This window comes from Bacillus sp. FSL M7-0003, assembly GCF_038628485.1.
Classification (GTDB): Bacteria; Bacillota; Bacilli; order Bacillales; family Bacillaceae; genus Bacillus; species Bacillus safensis.
Genome location: NZ_CP152024.1, coordinates 2330283 through 2355281 on the forward strand (window position 1 = coordinate 2330283; position 24999 = coordinate 2355281).

At 40.7% G+C, this 24999-nt stretch carries 33 protein-coding genes; 7 read left to right on the forward strand and 26 right to left on the reverse strand.

Annotation, left to right across the window (positions count from 1 at the left end):
* Position 1 precedes the first annotated feature (1 nt).
* Both MHI23_RS11930 and gpr read right to left on the reverse strand, forming a co-directional pair.
* Positions 2-1210, reverse strand: a complete 1209-nt coding sequence (locus MHI23_RS11930; RefSeq protein ID WP_326483974.1) for a stage II sporulation protein P — start codon at positions 1208-1210, stop codon at positions 2-4.
* A 66-nt stretch (positions 1211-1276) separates the two neighbouring features.
* The gene (gpr, locus tag MHI23_RS11935; RefSeq protein WP_125586606.1) at positions 1277-2392 is read right to left on the reverse strand and encodes a GPR endopeptidase; all 1116 of its coding nucleotides are present in this window, start codon (positions 2390-2392) and stop codon (positions 1277-1279) included.
* Between the two features lie 198 nt (positions 2393-2590).
* On the opposite strand from gpr, the gene rpsT reads away from it, so the two are divergent.
* Entirely contained in the window at positions 2591-2857 is a 267-nt protein-coding gene (gene rpsT / locus MHI23_RS11940; protein ID WP_024423042.1) for a 30S ribosomal protein S20, read from the forward strand.
* Between the two features lie 134 nt (positions 2858-2991).
* Here rpsT and holA read toward each other — a convergent pair whose 3' ends face one another.
* Positions 2992-4011, reverse strand: a complete 1020-nt coding sequence (gene holA, locus MHI23_RS11945) for a DNA polymerase III subunit delta (protein WP_046311824.1) — start codon at positions 4009-4011, stop codon at positions 2992-2994.
* Positions 4012-4247: 236 nt separating this feature from the next.
* Between holA and MHI23_RS11950 the strand changes: the two genes are divergently transcribed.
* Positions 4248-4382, forward strand: coding sequence for a YqzM family protein (locus MHI23_RS11950; RefSeq protein WP_012010638.1), 135 nt, complete (start codon positions 4248-4250; stop codon positions 4380-4382).
* 39 nt (positions 4383-4421) lie between these two features.
* Here MHI23_RS11950 and MHI23_RS11955 read toward each other — a convergent pair whose 3' ends face one another.
* The 3 genes from MHI23_RS11955 to MHI23_RS11965 all read right to left on the reverse strand — a co-directional run bounded on the left by MHI23_RS11955 (position 4422) and on the right by MHI23_RS11965 (position 8006).
* Entirely contained in the window at positions 4422-6749 is a 2328-nt protein-coding gene (locus tag MHI23_RS11955) for a DNA internalization-related competence protein ComEC/Rec2 (protein WP_342492474.1), read from the reverse strand.
* Positions 6742-7311 carry a ComE operon protein 2 gene (locus MHI23_RS11960; protein WP_024423045.1) on the reverse strand — a complete coding sequence of 190 codons (570 nt, stop codon included), beginning with the start codon at positions 7309-7311 and terminating at the stop codon, positions 6742-6744. The genes MHI23_RS11955 and MHI23_RS11960 overlap by 8 nt, the downstream gene beginning before the upstream one ends.
* A gap of 65 nt (positions 7312-7376) precedes the next feature.
* Positions 7377-8006 carry a helix-hairpin-helix domain-containing protein gene (locus tag MHI23_RS11965; protein ID WP_342491978.1) on the reverse strand — a complete coding sequence of 210 codons (630 nt, stop codon included), beginning with the start codon at positions 8004-8006 and terminating at the stop codon, positions 7377-7379.
* Between the two features lie 90 nt (positions 8007-8096).
* Here MHI23_RS11965 and comER point away from each other — a divergent pair, with 90 nt between their 5' ends.
* Positions 8097-8945 carry a late competence protein ComER gene (comER, locus tag MHI23_RS11970; RefSeq protein ID WP_024423047.1) on the forward strand — a complete coding sequence of 283 codons (849 nt, stop codon included), beginning with the start codon at positions 8097-8099 and terminating at the stop codon, positions 8943-8945.
* A gap of 48 nt (positions 8946-8993) precedes the next feature.
* Here comER and MHI23_RS11975 read toward each other — a convergent pair whose 3' ends face one another.
* From MHI23_RS11975 to MHI23_RS12010, 8 genes are read right to left on the reverse strand one after another with little or no spacing between them, the layout of a single operon-like run.
* A complete protein-coding gene (locus tag MHI23_RS11975) occupies positions 8994-9737 on the reverse strand; it encodes a class I SAM-dependent methyltransferase (protein WP_342491979.1) in 744 nt (247 codons plus the stop codon).
* Complete coding sequence (gene rsfS, locus MHI23_RS11980) at positions 9734-10090, reverse strand: ribosome silencing factor (RefSeq protein WP_003217467.1); 357 nt, start codon at positions 10088-10090, stop codon at positions 9734-9736. The genes MHI23_RS11975 and rsfS overlap by 4 nt, the downstream gene beginning before the upstream one ends.
* Positions 10091-10103: 13 nt before the next feature.
* Positions 10104-10667, reverse strand: a complete 564-nt coding sequence (yqeK, locus tag MHI23_RS11985) for a bis(5'-nucleosyl)-tetraphosphatase (symmetrical) YqeK (protein WP_024427944.1) — start codon at positions 10665-10667, stop codon at positions 10104-10106.
* Positions 10657-11226 carry a nicotinate-nucleotide adenylyltransferase gene (locus MHI23_RS11990; protein WP_342491980.1) on the reverse strand — a complete coding sequence of 190 codons (570 nt, stop codon included), beginning with the start codon at positions 11224-11226 and terminating at the stop codon, positions 10657-10659. Before MHI23_RS11990 ends, yqeK begins: the two co-directional genes overlap by 11 nt.
* Before the next feature lie 13 nt (positions 11227-11239).
* Positions 11240-11530 carry a ribosome assembly RNA-binding protein YhbY gene (gene yhbY / locus MHI23_RS11995; protein ID WP_008342507.1) on the reverse strand — a complete coding sequence of 97 codons (291 nt, stop codon included), beginning with the start codon at positions 11528-11530 and terminating at the stop codon, positions 11240-11242.
* Entirely contained in the window at positions 11524-12366 is an 843-nt protein-coding gene (gene aroE, locus MHI23_RS12000; protein WP_025092937.1) for a shikimate dehydrogenase, read from the reverse strand. The genes yhbY and aroE overlap by 7 nt, the downstream gene beginning before the upstream one ends.
* A 21-nt stretch (positions 12367-12387) precedes the next feature.
* Complete coding sequence (yqeH, locus tag MHI23_RS12005) at positions 12388-13488, reverse strand: ribosome biogenesis GTPase YqeH (RefSeq protein ID WP_025092936.1); 1101 nt, start codon at positions 13486-13488, stop codon at positions 12388-12390.
* Between the two features lie 2 nt (positions 13489-13490).
* Entirely contained in the window at positions 13491-14012 is a 522-nt protein-coding gene (locus tag MHI23_RS12010) for a YqeG family HAD IIIA-type phosphatase (RefSeq protein WP_008356191.1), read from the reverse strand.
* 361 nt (positions 14013-14373) lie between these two features.
* On the opposite strand from MHI23_RS12010, the gene MHI23_RS12015 reads away from it, so the two are divergent.
* Positions 14374-14514: a sporulation histidine kinase inhibitor Sda gene (locus tag MHI23_RS12015; protein WP_003217327.1), complete on the forward strand. Its 141-nt coding sequence runs from the start codon at positions 14374-14376 to the stop codon at positions 14512-14514.
* Positions 14515-14649: 135 nt separating this feature from the next.
* Here MHI23_RS12015 and MHI23_RS12020 read toward each other — a convergent pair whose 3' ends face one another.
* From MHI23_RS12020 to MHI23_RS12035, 4 genes are all read right to left on the reverse strand, one after another.
* Complete coding sequence (locus MHI23_RS12020) at positions 14650-14799, reverse strand: hypothetical protein (protein WP_342491981.1); 150 nt, start codon at positions 14797-14799, stop codon at positions 14650-14652.
* Between the two features lie 78 nt (positions 14800-14877).
* Positions 14878-15606: a GDSL-type esterase/lipase family protein gene (locus MHI23_RS12025; protein WP_024423053.1), complete on the reverse strand. Its 729-nt coding sequence runs from the start codon at positions 15604-15606 to the stop codon at positions 14878-14880.
* 84 nt (positions 15607-15690) lie between these two features.
* The gene (locus tag MHI23_RS12030) at positions 15691-16431 is read right to left on the reverse strand and encodes a polysaccharide deacetylase family protein (RefSeq protein WP_342491982.1); all 741 of its coding nucleotides are present in this window, start codon (positions 16429-16431) and stop codon (positions 15691-15693) included.
* 168 nt (positions 16432-16599) lie between these two features.
* A complete protein-coding gene (locus MHI23_RS12035) occupies positions 16600-17721 on the reverse strand; it encodes a tetratricopeptide repeat protein (RefSeq protein WP_024427938.1) in 1122 nt (373 codons plus the stop codon).
* Between the two features lie 218 nt (positions 17722-17939).
* On the opposite strand from MHI23_RS12035, the gene sigK reads away from it, so the two are divergent.
* Together sigK and MHI23_RS12045 are read left to right on the forward strand one after the other, a co-directional pair.
* Positions 17940-18668, forward strand: coding sequence for an RNA polymerase sporulation sigma factor SigK (sigK, locus tag MHI23_RS12040; protein ID WP_034738387.1), 729 nt, complete (start codon positions 17940-17942; stop codon positions 18666-18668).
* Between the two features lie 577 nt (positions 18669-19245).
* Positions 19246-19728, forward strand: a complete 483-nt coding sequence (locus MHI23_RS12045) for a DinB family protein (RefSeq protein WP_034622771.1) — start codon at positions 19246-19248, stop codon at positions 19726-19728.
* A 22-nt stretch (positions 19729-19750) separates the two neighbouring features.
* On the opposite strand, the gene MHI23_RS12050 is transcribed toward MHI23_RS12045, so the two are convergent.
* The 8 genes from MHI23_RS12050 to MHI23_RS12085 form a co-directional block, all read right to left on the reverse strand.
* Positions 19751-20041 carry a DUF3986 family protein gene (locus MHI23_RS12050; protein ID WP_244948481.1) on the reverse strand — a complete coding sequence of 97 codons (291 nt, stop codon included), beginning with the start codon at positions 20039-20041 and terminating at the stop codon, positions 19751-19753.
* A 14-nt stretch (positions 20042-20055) separates the two neighbouring features.
* On the reverse strand, positions 20056-20472 hold the full coding sequence (locus MHI23_RS12055) for a hypothetical protein (RefSeq protein ID WP_149126463.1): 417 nt from the start codon (positions 20470-20472) through the stop codon (positions 20056-20058).
* Between the two features lie 35 nt (positions 20473-20507).
* Positions 20508-20933 carry an NUDIX hydrolase gene (locus tag MHI23_RS12060; protein WP_149126462.1) on the reverse strand — a complete coding sequence of 142 codons (426 nt, stop codon included), beginning with the start codon at positions 20931-20933 and terminating at the stop codon, positions 20508-20510.
* A 242-nt stretch (positions 20934-21175) separates the two neighbouring features.
* The gene (locus tag MHI23_RS12065) at positions 21176-21361 is read right to left on the reverse strand and encodes a hypothetical protein (protein ID WP_044332168.1); all 186 of its coding nucleotides are present in this window, start codon (positions 21359-21361) and stop codon (positions 21176-21178) included.
* A gap of 107 nt (positions 21362-21468) precedes the next feature.
* Entirely contained in the window at positions 21469-22872 is a 1404-nt protein-coding gene (locus tag MHI23_RS12070) for a polysaccharide deacetylase family protein (protein WP_149126461.1), read from the reverse strand.
* Positions 22873-23031: 159 nt separating this feature from the next.
* Entirely contained in the window at positions 23032-23586 is a 555-nt protein-coding gene (locus MHI23_RS12075; protein ID WP_024427928.1) for a hypothetical protein, read from the reverse strand.
* A 16-nt stretch (positions 23587-23602) separates the two neighbouring features.
* Entirely contained in the window at positions 23603-24169 is a 567-nt protein-coding gene (locus MHI23_RS12080; RefSeq protein ID WP_311164191.1) for a GNAT family N-acetyltransferase, read from the reverse strand.
* Positions 24170-24220: 51 nt separating this feature from the next.
* Positions 24221-24514, reverse strand: coding sequence for a spore coat protein (locus MHI23_RS12085; protein WP_024423071.1), 294 nt, complete (start codon positions 24512-24514; stop codon positions 24221-24223).
* Positions 24515-24765: 251 nt separating this feature from the next.
* Between MHI23_RS12085 and MHI23_RS12090 the strand changes: the two genes are divergently transcribed.
* Positions 24766-24978: a hypothetical protein gene (locus MHI23_RS12090; RefSeq protein ID WP_024423072.1), complete on the forward strand. Its 213-nt coding sequence runs from the start codon at positions 24766-24768 to the stop codon at positions 24976-24978.
* Positions 24979-24999: the final 21 nt, after the last annotated feature.

Sequence of the window (24999 nt, forward strand, 5' to 3'; positions counted from 1 at the left end):
CTTAAGAGCGTTTTTTCTCATCCTTTGCATTGCCGTCCACCTTTTCCGCGTCCCAGAAAATGTCGCTGAATACATCAGCTGCCGCATTGGATGCATTTCTTAATTCTTCCATATTATTATCTACTCCACCAAATTCTAAAAGAAGGGCTTTGTCGGATAAATCTTGATTATAGATTCCATTATCGCCAATTTCTCCTTTGGCAAACACACCGACACTAAGACCTTTATATTTTTTCTCCATCAAATGGTGGAACTCTGTCGCAAGCTTTAAGTTTTTCTCATAGCTTTGATTCTTCTTCCCAACAACAAACGCAATTCTCGCATATTTCTTCCCTTTGATTTCGACAGTCGTATCTTTCTTTCTTCTTGAGTCCCGGTGAATATCAATTAAATAATCGAGGTCATCATTTTTCGCTAAGGCTTCTTTCACGACCAATCTTGATTCATTATAAGACTGCGGATACTTTAATCCTTTTTTCACCAGTCTTTTTTCAATTTCCGTTTTGTCGACTGTATTGCCGATTCCTTGCTGATCAAGCGCCTTTCCAAACATGTCGCCGACAAGGGTGACATTCACTTTTGAGTGCCGTGCATTATTTGGATTCGTTTCTCCTTTTAAAAATGGTAAATATGATTCCGTATTATGTGTGTGGTAAATGTACACAGCTTTTCGTTTTCCTGTTGACCGGTCCGGTTCTTTGGCAGGCTTTTTCGGCGTATCATCATCGAGCTTGTCCAGCTCAGCCAAATTTGCTTCTTTTTCATCTTGGATCACTTCACTAGGCGGCGGCGATTCCATCGGCATATTGGTATAGTCTGTTCCTTCACCCGCTAAGATGATTTTTGTATCAAAATGTTCAAAGCCTGGGAGCTCTCTTCCTAGGAAACTGCGCGGGTCTTCTAAATTAATACTGGTTGCAAGCTTCAATGACAGCCCAGAGAAATGAAATCCTTTTTGATCTTCTGGAACTGCTGAGGCGAAATATTGGTTTTCCATGCCCATTAATGTGGCAAAAAATGCGCCAGAGAGCTCATCAGCTACACCATATAACGAGGCTTGCGGCCTCAGCTCGGGTTTTAAAGAGGTCAAAGCCCCTGACATCACAAACACCACAACAAGAGAGGCAATAAATAAGAAGATGCTTTTTACTACTTTCGTTCCATTAATCGCAACGACCAACTGTCGAGGACGGCGGGGTCTTTTTTTCATGATTTACTCCCTCCAGCACGCTTTCTAGTAATTACACTATGAGCGAGCTAGAGAAAGTAGAACCGATTAATGATTATATGAACCCATATTATCTTGAGTGATTTTTTGATGAAGCGCTGTGTTTAATCCGTTGGCAAGTACGTTTGCCATATCATCAATGAATGTATCGACTTCCTTAGGCGTGACCATTAAATTTTGCCCCAGGGGCGCAAGCACTTCGTGGATCAGCTGCCTTTTTTCTTCTTCAGGAAGGGTTCCTACGATGCCTAAGAATGACTGACGCGTTTCTTCATCTGGCAAGTCTTCTTCGTTAAGTACTTTTTTCTTCCCGAATGTCAAACCAGCCGGCACAAGAGAGCGGGATGGTCTATCATCTTTTAGTTCTCTACCAAAATGCTTTAAGACATAATCAATTGTGTCACTAGCAATCGTTACTGCATCCACCACTGTCGGAACGCCAATCGCAATCACTGGAATGCCTAATGTTTCTTTGCTTAATTCTTTTCGCTTATTCCCTACACCAGAGCCGGGATGGATACCTGTATCAGAAATTTGAATGGTTGTATTCACTCGTTCTACTGCTCGAGCAGCAAGGGCATCGACCGCAATGACAAAATCAGGCTTAGACCGCTCGATCACGCCTTGGATAATGTCACTTGTTTCAATACCGGTCAGTCCCATCACCCCTGGAGACAAAGAGGAAACCGGGCGATAGCCTTCCTGAACATTTTCCGGCTGCAATTCAAAGAGATGGCGGGTTACAAGCAGGTTTTCAACTGTGAGAGGACCTAATGCATCTGGCGTAACATTCCAGTTTCCCAGCCCTACTACAAGGCAGCTTGCATCAGCCTGAATGCCTCTGTCTTTTAGAAACTGAGCAAAATGATGGGCAAAGACTTCAACGACTTTTTCTTGCATCTCAGAGTCTTTCTCCCGAATGCCTTGTGCCTCAAACGTCAAGTATGTCCCTGCCTTTTTGCCGGTCAGCTCCTCCCCTTCTTTCGTGATTTCCACAGTACGTATGCGGATGCCTTGCTCTTCTTTTTCCTTTTCGACAATCCCTTGGATCCCGTCCTTTTTGACGACTTTCGGATCGTTCTCTTGTTCTAGTATCTCTTTTGTTTCAACAGCGAGGTCTGTCCGGATTTGATAAACGCTTAAATCGAGTTTCTGTTTCTCCATAAAAAGACTCCTTCCACCAAGTAATTAACAGTAGTCTTTCCATCTCTTGAAAGAAACATTCGAGCACGTCATCAATGAAAAATACTTTACATTTATATTGCATTCTAAAGGTGTGTTTGATAGAATACAATTTGTTCTATTGTGAAGATTTAACCTTAAGACAATTGTGTTTAGGTTGTATCTTAGGAGGTGAAACACATGCCAAATATTAAATCAGCGATCAAACGTACAAAAACGAATAACGAACGCCGTGCACATAACGTAACAATCAAGTCTGCGATGCGTACTGCGATTAAACAAGTTGAAGTTTCTGTAGCTAACAACGATGCTGAGCAAGCAAAAGCTGCTCTTGCTTCTGCTGCAAAACGCATTGACAAAGCCGTTAAAACTGGTCTTGTACACAAAAACGCAGCTGCGCGTTACAAATCAAGACTTGCTAAACAAGTAAACGGACTTTCTGCATAATGCTTGCAACGCCTCAGTGATGAGGCACCTGTTTAACTGTACGTCCGTCCTGACCGGCCGAGCCTTAAGGACAGACTGGCAATTATACATCTAAACAAAAACGACCCTCTTTTTAGAAGGTCGTTTTTTTATATTCAAGCGCCTAACAAACGAAGCAGGAACAATTCTAACAGCAGCTGCTTGTCCTTTTTACCCGTTTTCATTTCGTAATCAATCGTTGAAAGCTCTTTGACGATCTGCTTAAGCTCTTCTTCTGAAAACAGTCTTGCCTGATCCATCGCAAGTTTGACCCGGAATGGATGGACTTTTAGATTTGAAGCAATTTGTTTTTGTCCATAGCCTTGCTGAGCGAAGTACTTCGTCTGCAAAATCAATCGAAATTGAGTTGAAATGAGTGCTAATATTTTAATGGGTTCCTCATTTTGCTTCAGCAGGTCATAAAACATCTGCATGGCCTCAGAGCGGCGTCTGTTTACAATTTGATTAATCAGCTCGAAAATATTTTGCTCTAAGCTTCTTGCAACGAGCTGATTGACATCCGCTAACTCAATTTCCTCCCGCTCTCCAATATATGTACTTAGCTTCCGAACCTCTTGGAATAGAGAGGAGAGACTCCCGCCGCATAGCATCACAAGCTGCTCAGCCGCTTCAGATGTAATCGTCTTTCCTTCTGTCTTCACCAGTGTGATGGTGAAATCAGTTGTTTCTTTTGGGTTTAACTCTTTCGCCTCAACGACAGCAGCTTTCTTTTTTAGCAATTTGGTGATTTTTTTACGCTCATCCAGCTTTTCATATGGTGCCAATAACACGAGAATGGTATAGGGCGCTGGCTTTTCTAAATAAGCTTCTAATACAGAAAGCTCATGCTCAATCTTTTCCTTTTTCTTTTCAGCTGTAAGAAAATAAGGATTCTTGATCACGACGAGACGTCTTTCTCCCATAAACGGAAATGTTTCTGCATCCGTTACAGCCTGTTCAAGCGGTACTTCTTCCATATCGAAGACGGAGTAATTAAAATCCTTCGTTTCTTCGTCTACTACAGCTTGTCTCAATTTAGCAGCGGTTTCTTGCAGTAAATATGTTTCTTTCCCATATAAGCAATAAACGGGATGGATATCCCCTCGTTTTAAATTGTTCCATACATCAAAGACCATCAATTGAATCCCTCTCTTTCACTTCCTCCTCTATCCTAAAGTGTGTGAAGACATTAGTAAAGAGGAAGCTGAAAGTGCCGCCTCCTCATTTATAGTAAACGTCCGGCGCAAGCTCCCGGGTCAGCCTGCTGTCAGACGATATTCATAAAATGATCATAAAATGGAAAACGGTTACTTTACCTTCTAGCAATTCCAAATGAGTTCAAGTATACTAAAATTAGCCAGGAGGGATGAAAATGAATGAATTTGAAAAAAATGTTCAAAGCAAGCGGAATGATGTGACCGACTCAGCCGTTGGTTTTATCGTCACATTCGGATTTTTCGCCTCAATGTTTATTTTGGCAACCATTATACACCTCGTTGGATCTTAACTTCATGAAGGTTACATGACTGCCGTTTTGGCAGTTTTTTTATTGAGTTTGTAAGATATCATATGGAGGGTGAGTGTAAAACGTTCCTTCCTCATCGAGAAATTCATACGTCACGCTCCCGTCGGTATCTGTTCGATACACCTTCATTTGCTGGTCCTTTAATTTTTTCAAAACTTCCTGATGTGGATGCTGATAACGATTGCGTTCACCTGCTGAAATGAGTGCATGTGAGGGCTTGAGATGCTGAAGCCATTCTTCGCTTGTTGACCCTTTACTACCGTGATGACCAACCTTTAAGATATCTGCCCGCAGATGAGGAAAGGCTTCTATAATGTCTCGCTCCCCTTCTTGTTCAAGATCTCCAGTGAGCATAAACCGCTTCCCGCCTAGAGTGAATGTCAAAACGAGTGAATCATTATTCTTAGTTGTTACCCGATCACGCGATGGATGAAGGACCTTAAATATTTGCTCTCCAATCTGAAGCTGATCTCCTCTCTCTAATTCATCAATCATGATCCCTTGATCAACTGCTTCTTTTAACAGCTCCGCATCCTCTGGACTCCGTGCAAAGCCTTTTGGAATAGCCAGCCGCCTTACTTTATTTCGTTTGATTAAACGAGCTGCTTCTCCCATATGATCTTGATCCGCATGTGTAAGAATAAGAACATCAAGTTTTGCAATACCTTTAGAATGCAGAAACGGGATCAGCGTTTGATCACCGATCGAAGACACTTTACGCCTTTTCTTCCACGGTTCTTCTTCAAAAGAAAGTCTGCCTCCTGTATCCACAAGCAGGTGCCCCTTTCGATAGGGCAGCTGAATAAACAAACTATCCCCCTGTCCTACATCCAGCATCGTCACTTCCCCTTTTTCGAAAAAATTCGGGGTGAAATAGTGTGCACTCAAGACACCAATAAGAAAAAGGATCGGCAGTGCATAGGATTTCACAGAAGTTTTGCACTCCATCACAAATAACAGAACAATTAACGCGCTCACCTCAAGAAGAATATGCCACCAAGCAGACTTCATAAAAATCAAGTTGAATTCATCAAAAACAGCCATATAGGCTGATAATTGATGACTAAGCTGAATCACCGAATCAAGCAGCTGAAACAATGTTTGTCCAAGCGGAAGATAAATGGTAGTGAGAATAAAAAAGAGTAAGGATAGCGGCATAACGACCGTCGTATATAAAGGAACAAATATCATGTTCAAAGGTACGCTCAGTAAAGAGAATTGGTGAAAATGATATAAAAGAACAGGAAGTGAAGCAAGCTGTGCAATAAAGGAAATCAGGAATAATTGCATGACTGAACTTTTTGCTTTTGATAAAATCCTAGTCGATAACAAAATAAAAAACGTGACCGCGAATGAAAGCTGAAATCCGATATCAAATAAATAAAGAGGATGAATTGCTAATAAGAGTAAAAACGTTGCACTTAATACCACAGCAGAAGGCTGTTTCATTTCTTTTGGCAGACTAGTCATCACTAAATAGATTCCTGCCATAAGGCAAGCTCTTAAAACAGATGGTGCAGCACCTGTCAAACAAGCATAAATAGGAAGAAAGCATAATAGAAGAATACGTGCTGTCTCTCTTGTCACGCCCGCACGAAGGAGACACCAAAATAAACATGCAAGAAGCGTTTGTACATGCAATCCTGAGATCGCTAGTAAATGAATAATGCCAAGCATTTGATAATCTCTTAATGTGTCAGGGTCTATCAACTCACGATCGCCAAAAATAAGTGCCTGTACAATGCCAACAGAGTGTTTAGGCACATGATCTTCTAAAAATTTCAACCCCTTTTGCCTTATCACTTGAAGATAATAGGAAGAACTGTCTTTTTTTGTACAGTTTTTGATCAACTGTGGCAGAAAAATGGCGTCAATGCCTTTTGATTTTAAAAATTGATCGTATTGAAACCCGTTAGGAATGGTTGCGTGCTTTGCTGGACGAACATCACCTGTCATGTGACAGCTCATACCAGGTTCTACCTCTTTTAATGCCTCCCTTTCGCGCTCTGTTTGGATTGTATAAAAAGTGGCTAGTTGTTCATGGTCTGTTGAAACAGTCGCTGAAAAACGATTGCCATCTGTTTTCGGAATACTTTCAATCACAACGGAACCAGATAGGAATTTTTCTAGTACGGGTTGATCCGTTTCAAGAGACTCATGAATCATAAAAATGAGTATATAGACAGCACCGCATAGGCTGACCATTAAAAAGAGCTGAGGCATTTTTTTCAGTAGGCTTAGAAGTAATATGATGAGAAGAAAGAGAAGGAAATACATATGAAGATGATATGCAGCCAGAGCAATTCCAACAGCTGCTGAAATTGCCCCAAACGGCAAATATTTAAACATAGGAAGTAAATAATTGATTCGCCTTCTCATGCATATCGCGGATTTCTGTTTCGCTAAGTCCTGATTCACTCAGCTTCCCAATTAAATCTGCAACAAAGGCCAATTTTTCTTGATTTTTTAAGTCGATGATCATTTCATCTAATTCAACTTGCTCTGTTTGAACACCCGCCTGCTCGAATAAATCAATCGCATATGGATGATTTTTATAATCCTTTGCATAGTACACTGTTCGTATGCCCGCTTGAATGATGGCTTTACAGCACTGTAAACAGGGAAAATGTGTGACATATATTTCAGCATCAGCTGTAGGTGCACCAAATTTGGCACATTGTAAAATAGCATTCATTTCCGCATGAATGGTGCGAACACAGTGATGATCAATGACATAGCACCCTACATCCGCACAATGAACATCACCGGCAATGGAGCCATTATACCCCCCTGCAATGATGCGCTTGTCCCTTACGATGGTCGCCCCAACAGCTAACCGCTCACAGGTGCTTCGTAAAGCAAGCAAATGGCTTTGTGCCATAAAATATTGATTCCATGAAATTCTTTCCACGAGCTGATCCCTCCAGAATGATGGTTGATATTAAGTGTACATGCCTTTCTTCTCTACCGTCAATTCTACTTCACGGTCAATTGACTTTTCAGCCGTTCAATCGTCTTTTCCCCAAAACCTGAAATGTTCCGCAAGTCTTCAATTTGTTGAAATTCTCCGTGTTCCTCTCTATACGTAATGATAGCTTCGGCTTTAGCTGGTCCTATGCCGTTAATGGTTTGCAATTCGGCTGCATCGGCCTGATTGACATTCACACCTTCACTCTTTTCAACGCCCGCTGATGCGTCAGCTGATGCTGTTTGCGTTTCTCTTTCCGCTTCTCCCTGCTTCCGAACATAAATCATCATACTATCCTCTAATTTAGCTGCTTGGTTGATTTCAATCGAGTCTGCTTTGCTGGTAAAGCCTCCTGCCCTTTGAATCGCTTCCTCTACCCGAGCATCAGATTGAAACGTATAAACACCTGGCTTCCTTACAGCTCCTTTGACCTCTACAAAAATCGTCGATGGCTCTTTTTCTGTCTTTTCTTGTTTGTCTTCTAATGTGACTTGTATGTCTTTATTTTCCTTCAATACACTTGGCTCTCTGCTGCCCTCTCCTTTTCCAGTGAAAAAGAAGAAACTGAAGATGATCACGACTATGAGTCCAGCGGCGATATAAAGACTGTATTTGTTTAATGAAATGAGTCGTTTCACTTACTCACGCTTCTTTCAATCATATTTTTCTACTGCTCAACATACTGTTTAGAAGATAACAGATCCTATGCGTCTAAGGAGGGAGAACGTTTGAATATAGGGTTAATCGGTACAGGAAACATGGGTACCATACTTACTGAGGCATTTATTGAATCAAAGGCAGTCAATCCCTCATCGATTACCATTACAAACCGAACCATTGAAAAAGCGTTCAATATAAAAAAGAACCATCCAGAGCTTGAAGTAACGAAACAGCTTTCAGGGGCTGTCACGAATAAAGATTTCATTTTTGTTTGTGTCAAACCACTTGATATTTATCCACTTTTAAAAGAGCTGAGCCCTCTTTTAACGGAGCAGCAAACCATTGTCATCATTACAAGTCCGGTTCATCCTGAACAGCTTCAGGATATCGTTCCTTGTCAAACAGCCAGGCTGATTCCAAGCATTACAAACCGCGCTTTATCAGGCGCATCACTTTTAACTTTTGGTTCATCATGCAATGCCGCGACGAAAACTGCGTTAAGACAGTTAGCTTCGTGTATTTCAACACCTATCGAGATCCATCATTCAATTACTAGAGCGGCTTCCGATATTGTCAGCTGCGGACCTGCTTTTATCAGTTTTCTCGTTCAGAAAATGATTGAAGCAGCCGTAGAAGAAACGGATATTTCCAAAGAAGAAGCCACCACCTTATCAGAGGATATGCTTGTTGGTCTTGGCCGTTTGATTGAAAAAAGAGTCTATACCCTTCCGACACTGCAAGACAAAGTATGTGTGAAAGGCGGCGTCACTGGCGAAGGCATTAAAGCACTTGAAGCAGGTGTGCAAGATATGTTTCACCGTCTCTTTCAAAATACCCATGAAAAATTCGATGAAGATCTAGAAGCAGTTGCGCATCAATATCCGCCAAGTGTGTTCACTGATGATCGCAGAAATTAATCATCTTTGCAACAAGCGAAAAAAGGGTTTTAAAAAACCATCGTTCTATTAAACGATGGTTTTTGGTTTCTTAGCTGAGATGAAATATCTTTCGGCGAATTCACCGGGGGCTTCATTTGTAAAATCAGCAGTCACTTCTATTTGTTCAAAGCCAGCGGACTCAAGGAACGCTGCATATGTTTCAAATGGAAATGTGCGCTGTTCATGTGTCTCATCATAACGTTGATACATGTCTCCGTCTTTTACAAAAAAGCTTAAATCATGTATGACCGAATACATGTCATCCCCTTTATCACTCTGCCAAATATAGCTGATCTCTTCATCTTGATCTGCATAAGTCGAACCTGGGAATACCTCTTCCATTTTATAAGGCGTATGAACATCAAAAAGTAAAACCCCACCTGCCTCTAAAAGCTGAAACATGTTTTTAAAGGTTTTTTTGACGTCATTTTCGTTTTTTAAGTAATTCAAGGAATCACAGCAAATAACGGCTGCTTGGAAGGCTTGCTCAAAGCCCGTAACCTCTCTCATATCTTGATGTAAAAATTGAATCGACTGATTTTTCGCCTGCGCTTTTTGCTGCGCAAAGGCCAGCATTTCTTCACTGAGGTCAATTCCTGTGACCTTGTGGCCCTTTTCAGCTAACCGAAGAGAAATCTCTCCAGTTCCACAGCCTACATCGAGGATGGCAGCATTCGGCTTCATATACTGCTGGATCCACTGAACCCATTCATCATAAGGTGCATGTGTCATGAGCTCGTCATACACACCTGCAAACCCTTGATAAATCATGAGTTAATGCCAAGTGAAAGCGTTTCTCTCGGCGCATCTCCCCATAGCTTTTCTAGATTGTAGTATCCTCTTTCTTCTTTGTGGAACACATGGGCAATGACATCACCTAGGTCAATCAATACCCATCTTGCTTCATCAAAGCCTTCCATCTTCTTCACTTCGATTCCGCTTTCCTCTGCAAGATGTTTTACTTCTCTTGCAATGGCTTGCACTTGTTTATCAGAATTCCCGTGACAAATGAGAAAATAATCCGCAACAAGTGAGATTCCTTGCATATTAAGGGCAATAATATCCTCAGCCCGTTTATCATCGCATGCTCCTGCTGCGACGTTTAAAATTGATGATGAATCCATCCAAAATTCCTCCTTAGTTGTTCTTATGCACAAGCGAATTGTAAGTAGCAAGCGTATCTGGAAAGACTGGCTGATTCTTTTTCATTAGAAAACTGATGGTGTTTTTTAATGATTGGATCAGTGCACGATCTAGATCATTTTCTGCTAATTCCCTTACTTCTTCGACACCAGGGAAATGACGTCCTGGTTCAATATAATCTGCGACATAAATGACTTTTTCAAGTAAGGTCATGTCTGGTCTGCCGGAAGTATGAAATTCAATAGCTGTTAACACATCTTGATCGTCAATTCCAGCTTCTGTTTTGACCAAATAGGCACCAACCGGGGCGTGCCAAAGCTCGGGCGAATATTCAAGCAATAAAGGGTTCATCTGTTCTTTTTGGATAATCCCCTTCATTTCTTCTTTTGGTCTAAATTTCGCATAATCATGAAAAATAGCGGCGATCTCTGCTTTTTTCACATCTGCACCGAACCGTTCCGCTAATGAAATGGCTGTCTCCATGACCCCGAGTGTATGTGTATATCTATGCTCTGTTAACTGCTCTTTGACACAGTTCAATGCTTCTTCACGATTCATATAAATGATGCTCCTTTATATAACGCTCAACAGCTTTCGGAATCAAATAATCGACAGGGTTCCCCTGCTCTATTCGCTGCCTAATCAATGTCGATGATACATCAAAAGCTGGAACATCTGCAAATAAAAGAGGATATGCCGTACTTCCAACGTAACCCGGCCTTTTCATCCCAATAAAGGTGATCATTTGAAGCAAATCATTGATCCGATGCCATTTTGGCAAATACTCGACCATGTCCGCTCCTATCATAAAAAAGAACTGATCTTCTGGATGACGCTTCTTTAACAGATCGACTGTATCTACCGTATAAGACGGACCCTCCCGCTCCATTTCAATGAGCTCGAGCCGAAAATATGGATTTGATTGAATCGCTGACTCCACCATTTTTATGCGGTGATGACTATCTGCTCGTTTCCGTCCAGTTTTATGAGGAGGTATATGGTTTGGGATAAACCAAATTTCATCAAGCCCCACTTGAATCCGCACCTCACTTGCCATCAGCAAATGCCCGTTATGGGGAGGATCAAACGTACCGCCGAACAACCCTATTTTTTTCATATCGCATCCACCTTTACGGCAGCTTAATTTGTTTATTTTCCTTAGATTCTTTGTAAAGGACAATCACATTTCCGATCGTTTGAACGAGCTCAGCCTTTGCACCTTTTACAAGTGCTTTCGCAACTTCTGTTTTGTCCTCGTCACAATTTTGCAATACGCTGACCTTTAACAGTTCTCTTGCTTCAAGCGCCTCGGAAATTTGCTTGACCATATTGTCATTTACCCCGCCTTTTCCAACTTGAAAAATAGGTGATAAATGATGTGCTTGCGCACGTAAAAAACGTTTTTGCTTACCTTTTAACATGGTGTTCCTCCTAATTTCTCTATGACAATTGACTTCATTTTTCCGGCGTCAGGCGTAATGCCTGTCCACAGTTCAAAGGCTCTTACTGCTTGTCCGACAAACATGCCAACCCCATCCACTGTTTTCAAGCCTAAACCTGCTGCTTCCCTAAGCAGTTTTGTTTCTATTGGATTATACACAATATCACAAACGACCGCTGTTTTTTTTGCGTTCGCTAAAGAAATCGGGGTTTCTTCAACATTCGGATACATGCCGATCGAGGTCGTATGGATGATGACATCATATTCCCCAAGCCGCTCTTCTGCTGCATTTAATGTGATTGCTTGAGATGTGATTTTTCCCTCTGCAGTTTCAATTAAAGCTTCAGCTTTTTCAATGGTGCGGTTCGTAATATCAAAGCTCTTCGGTGCATACTGAGCAATTGTCGTATAAATCGCTCTTGCGGCTCCGCCAGCACCAATCAAGAGAAATGACAGCTCTGATAACGGCTGATCCAAGGCTTCAAGCAATGAATGAAGAAAGCCTTCTCCATCTGTATTGTACCCAACGAGCTGATCCCCTTCGAGCCGCACCGTATTGACGGCACCGAGGCGTTCAGCTGTCACATCAATTTTGTCAAGGTACTTCATGATTTCTACCTTGTGAGGAACAGTGACGTTAATGCCGCTGATTCCTAACGCCTTCATGCCGCTAATCGCATCTTTCAGGTCATCATTTTCTACTTGAAAGCCATGATAATGTCCATCAATTCCAGCGTCCTTTAGTGCTGCATTATGAATATCCGGAGACATTGAGTGGCCAACAGGGTTACCGATTACTCCGTATAAAGGTTTCAAGGTCTCTCCCCCTTTGAACATTTAAATTAACGAACGTCTCATAAACACATGAACGCCTTTTGGCGCATAAACTTTGATTTGCTTGCCCGCATCATTTGCAGTAACCCAGCCTAAACCTGAAAAGACGATGTCCATTTTTGGCTGATCAATGGTAAAGGTATGCGGAACGAGCGGCGGGAAATCTTCCATTCCCTCTTTTGATGGCGGTGACAGCAGTTCCCCTGCATGTTTTTCATATAAATCATCTGCGTTCTCCAGCTTTGTCCGGTGAATGTTCAGCTCATTTGGCATATAGCAGACAAATGATGTTCTGCCGCCTTTTACATAATCAAATCGAGCCAGTCCGCCAAAATAAAGCGTTTGTGCTTCGTTTAATTGGAACGTTCTCGGTTTCAATTCTTTTTTCGGCGTTAAAATCTTTAAGTCATTTTTGCTGACATAGTGCGCCATTTGATGGCGGTTGATGATGCCCGGCGTATCGAATAAAGCAGAACCGTCATCAAGCGGGATTTCAATCGCATCAAGTGTAGTACCTGGATATTGGGATGTAGTAATGACGTTCTCTTCGCCAGATACTTCTTTGATGATTCGATTGATAAATGTTGATTTTCCAACATTCGTACAACCGACGACATAGACATTTCTTCCCTCGCGGTAATGATCGATCGCTTCCATCACCTCAGGCACACCCTGGCCTCTGCTTGCACTGATTAAGAAAACATCGATAGGGTTTAATCCGTTTTCCTTTGCTTCCCGTTTCATCCAATGAATCAGACGATCTTTTTTCACGGATTTCGGTAAAATATCCACTTTGTTGCCGACAAGTAAAATCGGATTACCGCCGACAATACGGTTCAGCCCATTGATCCAGCTTCCGTTAAAGTCAAAAATATCAACGACCTTCACAATGAGAGAATCTGTCTCTCCAATGCTGTGCAATATATTTAAAAAGTCGTCCTCTGTTAAAGAAACATCCTGAATCTCATTGTAGTTCTTTAACCTAAAACAGCGCTGACAGATCACATCTTCTTTCAATAGAGATGCTGCCGGCGCATATCCTAATTGATCTTTATCTTCCGTCTGAATGGCTACACCGCAGCCAATACAAACAACCTTTTCCATTATTACTCTTCCTCCCACTGAATGTGGCCCTTACGCTTTAAGGCTCCTAAAATTCTGCGTTCAATCTGCCTGTTAAACTTTGTGAAAAATCCGTCCGAGGCAGCAACAGGAACGACCAAAATCGTATGGAAGCCATGACGATTCCCGCCAAGAACATCTGTCATGAGCTGATCCCCAATGACAACCACATCTTCTTTTTTCAACTGCATATCAGCGACTGCCTTATTAAAGGCTCTTCCCATAGGCTTTCGCGCTTTATAAATAAACGGGATATGAACCGGTTCAGAAAAAAGCTTGACCCTTTTTTCATTATTGTTTGATACAATCGTCACTTGTATCCCGTGATCTTTCATTTCTTGAAACCATTCAATTAAGCGCGGTGTCGCACTTGGACGGTCCCATTCTACTAGTGTGTTATCTAGATCGGTAATAATTCCTTTTACATTTCGTTCTTTTAATTTTTGCGGCGAAATGTGGAAAATACTTTTCACAAATTCATCCGGTAAGAAATACTTCTTTAGCACAATTTGCACCCTTTCTTCCATTGGTTTTCAGCGATTGTGTCGAATCAAATCACAATTTGTCTGTCTATCGAATACAATGAAAAAGTTTTCGACATATGATGAGGACCTTCAACAGGTGTGGATAATTTTACACACATTATCCACCTATATTTCATCATGCTTTCATTCAATTATAAACACTCTACCCACAAGTTATCCACTTAACCATGTGGATAACAGAACGATTGTTCTTGTTTCCCATTCATGGTAGATTAAAGGTACTTCAAAGACAGTCGATCAACCTATGATGATATGTCTTTTTCTCAAATTTTATGCCAACTTTTTCAGGGGAGGTGTTTTTCCCATCATATGGGTTTCTAGTATGAAAAAGCTGTCAGATGATTTACTTATAGAATCGTATTATAAAGCAAATGAAATGAACTTAAATCGCGACTTCATTGAATTAATTGAGACAGAAATGAAAAGACGTTCGCTCGGGCATATGCTCTCTGTTTCCTCTTAATTCCATATCACAGGAACCATGCCTCCCGAGCACTCTCCTTTTTTAAACTCAGGTGACTGATATTATATCACTTGCGCTATAGGCTTACTACTATTTTCCGTAAAAAACACCCCTTCTGATGAAAGAAGAGGTGTCTTAATTGCAAGGCTGTTCATTCCAAAACCATAACCCTCCGCCTAGGACTAAAATGACCACAAGGAACACAACAAGAAAAGCGTAACCGATTCCTGCTCCTTGTGCTAGATAAGGCGAACACGCAGGGTAAGGATAAGGACATCCCCACATATCAGTTACCTCCTTCTAGGAAGATATACTGTTAGACTATGCTGGATGGATGGTCTTGTTTAGGCAGATGGCCATCATTTAAAAATGTTTGATGACATCACGCTCTTTGATTTCGTTATAAATAATTCTCGCCCCTTTTGGTGTCATATGATTGCCAGAAGGGTCGATCAAGCCTGACTGAATCAGGGCATGATCACTATCTTCTCCAGCTTCTCGGATGAAAGCTTTCCAGTTGTCGACAAGCGGTACCTGCTCATCCTTCGCTACTTCTCTTGTGATGTCATTATAAGAGTTTTGCCAAGCTCTTGCCCCGCCTCTCCCGGCAAAATAAGATGACTTATATCTGGAGTAATAATACAAGCCCTTTTTCCCGCCTTCTACAACAGGCACACAGGTCATGAGAATCGGGGTAATGCCTTCTTTTCTACTTTCAGAAATGAAGTAGGTTAAATTTTCTTTAAACCGTTTTTTCGTCACTCGGGGATGTTTCCCGTCTAAAATCGCCGCATCATTCGTACCGAACATGATGAGGACGTAAGTTGGTTTCTGTTTTAAAATATCCTGCTCAAAGCGCAGTTTCGCGTCTTCAGTCGTCTGCCCGCCAATGCCTGCATTCTTCACTTGAATTTGGCCGCGCTCGACGTTTTTCATGAGATTCACCCATTTTTCAGATGTTGGATAATCTCGAAAGTCCCAGTTTGATCCTCTTGTATTGCTGTCACCAAATGCAATGACGCTTTCTTGTACTGGCTTAGAGCACCCAGCAGCAACACATAATAGGATGAAAAGGAAAACATATTTCTTCACAACATTCACCTCCAAAAGCCCTCTTCATATAGTAAACGACAAGACTTTTGGTTTCAATGAATGAATGTTTTTGACGAATGCTGCCTATTGCATCTGAACAGGCATATATGCTTTGTCGTGGTGCAGCAGTTCACTTACTTTTACAAATTCATAGCCCCTCTTCTTCAACTCAGGAATCACTTGTTTCAATGCTTCTACCGTTTGCTTGCGATTTCCCCCGCCATCATGTAAAAGGATAATATCGCCGCCTTGAATATGCTCAATAATTCGGCTTGCAATTTTACGTGCGCCTGGTCTTGACCAGTCCTTCGGATCTTGCGTAAAGGACCACATGACCACATCGTACCCTTGCTTTGACAGAATGCGGAATGATTTCATTGTTAAGCGTCCACCAGGAGGGCGAAATAATAAGGGACCGCCAGGCTGGAGTGAAGCGATATGAGCCGCTGATTCTTTTAATTCCTGCTTGATCTCCTTTGACGACAAAAGGTCAAAATACGTATGATTCATCGTATGATTGCCGAGTTCATTCCCTTCGTCCACAATCCGTTCTGCGATCATTGGATAAGCATGGATTCTGCTCCCTATCACAAAAAAGCTTGCATTCACTTGATGCTCCTTCAGCACATCTAATATTTGATTTGTATACACTGGATGAGGTCCATCATCAAAGGTGATCGCAATCTTTTTCCGTTCCGCTCTCATGTCCCAAAAGGCACGTCCCGTTTTTTCAAGATCGACTCGTTTTAATGTATGTGCCTCTACTTCATTAGGAACAAAAGCACATAGCAGCCATATACACATCAAGATATGCAGCCCTCTCATTCGACCGCCTCCTCCACCGAACATCATTACCGATAAATTGCCCGCTTTCGCATCAATTCATGCAAGCTTCATGGTGATATCTGCTTCTTTTTCAAATAAAAAAAGCCGGCCATATCGGCCCGCTCTTTGTTTCACGTTTGGTTTCTCTCTTCAACTGTCGAACGTTGCTTAGAATTCATACAGACACTCTCCTTCTTGGATTTGATTTTGAGCCCATAATAATTTCTGATAATACTGGTTGGACTTTTTGTATTGTTGAGAGGCTTCTAAGGCTGTCGCAATTTCTAGTGAGATATCCTCTATATAAGAGTATAGGCTAAGTTTTTCCAAATAATCAATGGTTTTTTGCAGTTGGTCTTCATTGATTTCCTGAACATATAAAGCATCCAGATACTCAAACATATGACAGAACAGCTGGTCTTCATGCTTCTTTGCAGCCAATTTCCCATCTTCTAATATGCGCAGGGCATCCGCCTGTTCATTCTGTCTAAAAAGCAGCTTCGCCAGCGTATAGAGCGTATGCGGAAGCGTTGGGAGCAGCTCTTTGCGGGCAAGATCAGCGGATTCCGTTAAATATCGTTCCGCTTCTTCTCTATAGCCAAGCTCGCCATAACATTTTCCTAAATTATAGAGCGCTGAACTGTAAATGCGCGGGTGATCAATTTGAGATGCGAGCTGTTTTGCCTTTTTTAAATGAGGCAGTGCCCGGTCTTTTCGTTTTAAATCTTGATAATTTCCTGAGATGACAAAGAGACATTGAATGATGCGAATCGTATACGCATCATGCTGATCGTATATTTCCAGCGCCTTTAAAATATGGTGCATGGAGACATGTGTTTGTTTCATTATATAGTAGGCTTCTGCCACTTTAAAATGAAACTCTGCCTGCTCAATATCATCAAATACCATGGACAGCTGCTTTTCTGCGACTCGATAATATTTGACGGCTTCTAAATATTCTTTTTGACTAAATTCATGCATGCCACGAAAAAATGCATGGTAATAATGCAGCATATCAGATAACTCATGATTGGAGTTTTCGATTTTATCGACTAGATTAGATACTGAGAAAGGTTGATATTTTGAAGGGTGTATATAGTCAAGCATGATTTGGTGCCGAAAACACATGAGCTGATAATAAATCAGTAAATGCTGGTCCTCTTCCATTTGTTCAATTTCCGCTTCAACTTCCGCTTTCAAGATTTCCGCATCTGGAACACTGAACTGCCGTATCATTCGATACCATTCATTAATTTTCATACCTACATGTGAAGATAGAACCTTCCCCATGTTCCGAAATTACCCCTTCCTTTTCGGTCTAATATTACATATTTTAGCACGCTTCTTGACCGCCAAGCACCGCAAAGAAACCGCAAACATAAAAAAGAGACGAACTGAAGCACGATTTTTTTGAAAAAGATGATTTTTTCATCGTACAGACACAGACAATCCCTCCTTCACATACATTTGAGGATATAGGCAGCGGCCTAAACATGGTGGAGGTGAAAATCGTGGCAGGAGTATTTACAGCGATGGGATTGATGGTCAAAGAATTGGTGTTTTTAGTGTCCTATGTCAAAAACAATGCCTTTCCACAGCCCCTTTCGGGAGATGATGAAAAAAAATACTTAGCCCTCATGGCACAGGGGGATGAACACGCAAGAAACATGCTGATTGAACATAACCTTCGGCTCGTCGCCCATATTGTAAAGAAATTTGAAAATACCGGGGAAGACGCTGAAGACCTCATCTCCATCGGGACGATCGGACTCATTAAAGCCATCGAAAGCTATTCCTCTGGAAAAGGAACAAAGCTGGCAACGTATGCGGCGCGGTGTATTGAAAATGAAATTCTCATGCACTTACGCGCGCTCAAAAAAACAAAAAAGGACGTCTCCTTGCATGACCCCATCGGTCAGGATAAAGAAGGCAATGAAATTTCATTAATCGATGTCTTAAAATCCGAAAATGAAGATGTGATCGATACCATTCAGCTCAACATGGAGCTTGAAAAAGTAAAGGAGTATATCGACATTCTCGACGGCCGAGAAAAAGAAGTGATCGTCGGCCGGTTCGGCCTTGATTTAAAGAAAGAAAAAACGCAGCGGGAAATAGCCAAAGAGCTTGGGATATCGCGGAGCTATGTGTCACGTATTGAGAAGCGCGCGCTGATGAAGATGTTTCATGAGTTTTACCGGGCGGAGAAGGAAAAACGGAAAAGGGAGAAAGGGAAGTGAAAATGAATACCCTAACTTCTAACAAAAACAGACCTCACTAGGTCTGTTTTTATTTCGGCAATAAGCTACTGTCTCGCTTCATTTCTTTTGATAATAGCTGCCGCCTTAGCCTTCAAGAACAATGGCAAGATTTTGATCATGTTCATGAACTAAGACATGAAGGAAATCAATTCATCATGCCCCACTATATAGAGAGCTGCAGCTTAAAAAAAGTAAATACGAAAAAATAAAATATAATGCTTCGTGTATTCTTGCTAATCAATTTTAAATGTTGTTATTTGATACCTGTCAGAAAACTTAGTATAATCAATATAAGAACAAACATTCGGGTCGTTAGAAGCAAGACGTTTAGTAATTGTAGATAAACTACCACTTACCAAAAAGAACAACTTTCTGCAAGAGACCCTATAAACGTAACAGTTTCAGTTTCCAAGGGCCATGTTATAAAAACAAGGTTGATAGTATGATTGTTTCTAAACTGACACCAAATCATGTACATTGTGTCGTTTAATTCTACAAGAGTATCTTTAAGAAATAGCAGTAATTAAACAAACAATTTAACTTTGGAGTGATCATAATGATTAAGTTTTTTGAGTACAACTGGCAGGTTAGAGACGAATGGGTTAACTGGTGTAATCAACTAACGACAGAAGAGTTGTTACAAGACCGCATAGGTGGAGTAGGGAGTATTTTATACACTCTTTTTCACATTATTGATGTTGAATATAGTTGGATTCGTGGTATTCAGGGTAAAGAAGACGTGGTATTAGATTTTGATGATTACAAGACTCTGGCGAAAGTAAAAACACTCTCAATGACTTTACGACATGAAATAGTTGAATTTTTAAAATCTCATTTAGATGAAAAACAAGATCGAATGGTAATAGTTCCTTGGGATGAAGATGAATACACTAAAAATGAAATATTACATCATATAATTGCCCACGAAATTCACCATATCGGTCAACTTTCTGTTTGGGCAAGAGAAAAACAATTAACACCTGTATCTGCTAATTTTATCGGTAGAAAGTTAAAATCAGTACATTCTTATGAAAAGTAAGGTCTGTTAAAGATCCATTCATTTATCCCACTATGTTGTTTTCTTTTAAAAAATGCTCAAATAATTGCTGACCTTTCTCTTCGATTTGAGCATCTTCAATTGAATATTCCCCAATGAATAAGCCTAAATGATTATATTCCTCATAATTCTTTAAGAGATTCAACCCGTAACTTTTCTCATCAAAAAACAATAACCATCTTCCTGTTTCTACACTCTTAAAAAACACGCCTTCATAATCAAAACCTTGCTCATAATATCCTACATGTAAATGTATACTCTCATCTAAACTATGTATCCTTTCATCTGTACACACTTCACCTTACTCCCCTACCTTTTCACACCATGCTGAAAATCAATATTCCTCAACTCGACCCATTCAACAAGATCAGATACCTTTTTTGTCGTCAAAAAATGTTGAACGATTTCATACGCCTGATTGCGGTCGACATAGCTGCACGATGGCACATACAATGGTGATCCAGCGATCAAATGCTCGATCGTTTCAATCTTTTCTACCTTTTGAAAAGGGACTAAAAAATCTGGATATCTGATGATAAAGAATCCATACGGTTCAGTATAAAAGAAAACTAGACTTTCACTTTCCCACTCTTCCTCTATCTCAATGGAAGATTCTCCGTTTCCTTGTTTCCAATACTCTTCACCCTCCTGAAAGAAGATCCTTTTCATGAATTCTTCTCCCGGATTTTCTACTGGAGCTCCTGTAGGCCCGTAGTATAAAAACATCAATATCGCTCCTTCATGCCTATATCAATTTGGATTTAACCAATTGTTCTATTTCCCTCAAAATCATAAAAAGCTTGTGTTTGTTGGTTTAATTTTAGCATGTGATATAGCTTTGGGTTTAGCTTTTGAAAGGTTTGAGTGCTGACCCATTTTACTTCTTCAATATCCTGATCCGGATCTAGAATGTTCATCTCTCCCCCGATCATTTCCGCAAAGAACGTAAAAATAAGCGCATGATGTTTTTTATCTTGAAAGAACGCTTCTCGAACCGAATGAAGTTCATTTACTTTGACAACATACCCTGTCTCTTCTTTTACTTCACGGATGACAGCCTGCTGCAGGTGTTCACCTTTTTCCACAGCACCGCCTGGAAGTTCCCAATATCCCTTTACATTCTTGACTGTTAAAAGATTTGCTTCCTCGTCATAAATAATAGCTGAAACCACGTCTACTCGTTTCAAATAAATCCCCCTCAACATTCTCCATTCACATCAATTGCCGGATATATGACACGAACTGTTCATTTGAGACATTCTTATTATACTGGTTGTGCTCGTGGGATTCACAGAAAATATCGTTTCTCTTTTGAGACAAATCAAAGCGTCCAACGAGAAAATCATCCGACTGTTAGAACAGTAAAAACCGAAAAAATAAAACCTCTCGCATCTAGCAGGAGGTTTTTGCCATAGGAGAAATCTTCCCCTTACTCATCAAATAACATATTTCTGATTCGCCGAATATAATGAAGCGCAATATGAGCGAGACATAAAATGAGCCCAATCATCGCAAGAATATAGATGGGCAGCATCAAACCAGGTACATAGTTTACGACAAATCCCAAACTAAACGCTGTCAGCATATATATGCTGATCAACCTCATCAATACCATACGAAGCCCTCCCTTTCTACAATCACTTTAACATATTTTCCCTTCATTCTCATAATTGGCTTTAAAAAAGATGCGAATCCATTAAGATTCGCATCTTTTTTACGTATTCAATTCACCTTCTTCGCCCGTGCTTCCTTCCACTGCTCAAGCTCCGAGACTGTTAGTAATTGATATCCTTGTTTGGTCAATTCCTTGATGATCGTGACAGCCGCGTTGGCAGAGGTGTCATAGATGTCGTGCATTAAGACGGTTTCTCCGCTAGACGCATGTGTAAGAATGTAGTTGGCAACGTATTGGCTGTTGCGATATTTCCAATCTTCGGGATCTACATCCCAAAGCGTAACTTTCATGTTGACAGCCGAGTTGATCTGTCCGTTTGTTCCACCATATGGCGGTCTAAAGTGAGTCGGTGTGAACCCGCCTGCTTTTTCAATGATTTGCTGCGTATCTTCTACTTGTTTGATGGCTTGTTTTAATGGCAGTCTTGTGAGTAAAGGGTGGTTATAGGAATGATTTCCGATTTCATTTCCACCTTTTCTGATTTCACCTAGCATATCGGGATAATATTGAACCCTGCTTCCTAACACAAAAAATGTTGCATGTCCTTTGTTTTCTTTTAAAGCTGTTAAGATTTTTGAAGTTGTTGATGGATTTGGTCCATCATCAAATGTAAGGGCAATGGCTTTTTGATTTGGGTTGAATCCTCCCTGTTTTGGCAGTTTTACGATCTTTCTTTTTGCGATCGGTTCTTTTTTCTCGTTTTTGTTCTTTTCTTTATTAATGTATTCTGGCTTTAACATTCCTTTAAGCAGTGTTTTCTTAATCGCCAGCACTTGAGGACCTTTTTTGTCTGGTGCAATTTGCCCTGCTGGAAAGTAGAATTCAATAAAACGATCTTTGATGGCAAAATACTGATAATGCTCTGCCTCAGGAGATGTTCCTTGTTTAAGCAAATGCTCGTTTTCCGCAAGAGAGCGATCTTTTTTCAACTCCTCAAATGTCATTTGAGACAGTTTTTGCAGACTTTTTTTCTTTGATAAAAATAGATCATCTATTGATAAAAACTGCTGTTTCTTGAAATCAAAATTGAATATCTTCGTTTCATGTGCGCCTTTTACTCCGCCTTTCCATTCATATGTATTGAATTTGATCGCAGCAGTTTGTTTGGCATAATGAGTAATCTCATAATCTATGTTTAATTCGTATCGATGATCTTCATCGACATCACTTGCTTCACTAAACGATGTTTTGAATTTGTCCAGCGCTGTTTCTGCAAATCTTTTCATCTCTTGATCTAGCTTTTTTTGATGAAACACAGGATAGTTCACAGCATATCTCAAGTATCTCCCGTCATTCACGAGGGTCACAATTTCAACTTCTTTATAGCTCGCATCTGGTTCTACCTTCTTCTTCTCTGTCCCGCTTGCCTGCTGATTATGATAAAACGCAGCGATTCCGATGATCATCGCAAGTCCGCATAGGACGAGACTGACTTTCCATTTAATTGACACAATGATTCTCCTCTCGTGATGCCGTCATGCCTGAATGACGTGTGTTTGTAGGATAGACTTTGCATGCCCCCTTTTTAGTTTGCAAATCACACAATTGTCACATTTTCGACACATTTTTAGAGAGGAATAAAAAAAGGACTTGATTTCTCAGTCCTTTGATTACTTTTGCATATATAGTTGAAATAATTTCGTTTCTTCATCAATGGAACGCGCTCGATCAAATGCCGCTCTGACTGTCTTTGTATTGTTAATAAGCTCGTACAGCATGGTCAGCACAAAGATAAATGCTGCATTCCCATCAATGTAATCGTCCGGCGCCGAATAAGATGTAGCCCCTGCCTCTAAAAAAGCATCTGCTAAATTTTTCTCTCCTAGTGTGCAGCCTGTAGAGATGACATGAACTCCTTCTAAGGAGGCATACCGCTTGATTTCATCCGCTCCAAAGGCAGTATCTCTAGGCTCCTCATCTTCGTAAACATCTTCCCCTAATTCAGGCATGATAAATGCTCCTTCTTCACCGTGAAACGATAAAAGAAGGTAATCTATTTCTCCTCTAACTCTACCAGATAACACATGAATCAGATCATTCGGTCTTCCAATCCAATGCATATCGACTTTCACGCCGAAGTTTTCAAGTGCTGCACGCAGGGCAAAAGATTCCAGCTCACTATTGGGTCCTGCTGCTAATATGATACGCATGGCCTGTTGATCCACTTCTATCTCCTCCAGACTATGATAAAAATAAAACCATTTTTTCCTCATCTGCATATGTATCAGTCCATTTTAGCGCTTTTTCTTCGACAGCGTACGACTCAAATCCAACGGAGCGATAGAGGCGTTTGGCTGAGTGATTAGTTGTCACCACTGATAAATACATTTGCTCGATATCCTCCTGTTCTCGCGCGAAGGAAAGAGCTTTTGTCATCAAGGACTGGCCTGCTCCTTTTCCGCGTGCACTAGGTGTTACATACATCGCAGTCAGATTCGCTCGGTGCTTTAACTTCTGCAAGGTTTCTTGGATGAGCGTGACTGCCCCCACAAGCTGCCCTTGATGAAAAGCACCAAAAGTCCACATAGATTTCGACGAAGCAAAACGCACTTTATATTTATCCTCTATATTGATTGGCTCTTCCTCATAGCTCATCGCAAAGCCCTCTGGATTTAATTGCAGTGCTTCTAGTCTGAGTGCTGCATATTCTTCAGCATCATCTGGTGTTAACAATCGAATATTCAGAAAATCGCCTCCAAAAGAATGATGGATACTTCTAATTTTATCTTGAAAGGAGATTTTGATCAAAATTTTATTTCTGAATATAAAAAGGCATCCTATAAAAGGATGCCCCCTTCATTACCACTTACAGCGCTTCACCGGACGGCAGCAAGGGTTTTTGATATCACTGCCGCAATCGTATTCTTCTACAATGTACTCGTTGTGAGTCGATTCAGTGACCGGATAGTAGTTTTCGATTCTTTTGATGTTTTTATTGACGTTTGTGATATGCGTTGGGTGAATTTTTCTGATCGTTTGTTCATTCGTTCTTGTGTTGACAATTTGACGTGTGGGGAAAACAACCGTTTCGTCTCCTCCTTGGTTTCCTCTGCGAGGTCCAAAGAAGAAATCATCTAATCGATTTCGGCTCATCTTAACACCCCTTCAAGTTGTCTTTCACTTACACTCTATCGTATGTCAGAGTTACCTTTCGTGATTAGATGCATGTCTATTTTAAAAAAAATCCACTTTCTATCTATTTTTCTCTTTCTTTACAAAAGGACAATTTTAACATATTATACAAATGATATCTTACGAAGACAGGTCATCCATGAAAATTAAAACATCAGCTCTTTTTATTCAATGCATTTTTTCCACTCATTATCAAATAAGAGGTGAACGATATGATCAACACGACACAGCCATTCGAACGAAACAAGCTAGACATTGCACTTGAACTAACTCAATTACATCTGAATCAATATCAAACAAACCATCCTGATCAGCTGAGTGAAATCTATGCGAAATATTACGCGCTGCTTGAAGTGCTGGATTTGTCTTCCTATGATCAATTGATTGATTTACTGCCAGATGAGCTTAAACAGACACTTGAGTAAAAAACCATCTACCCACATGGG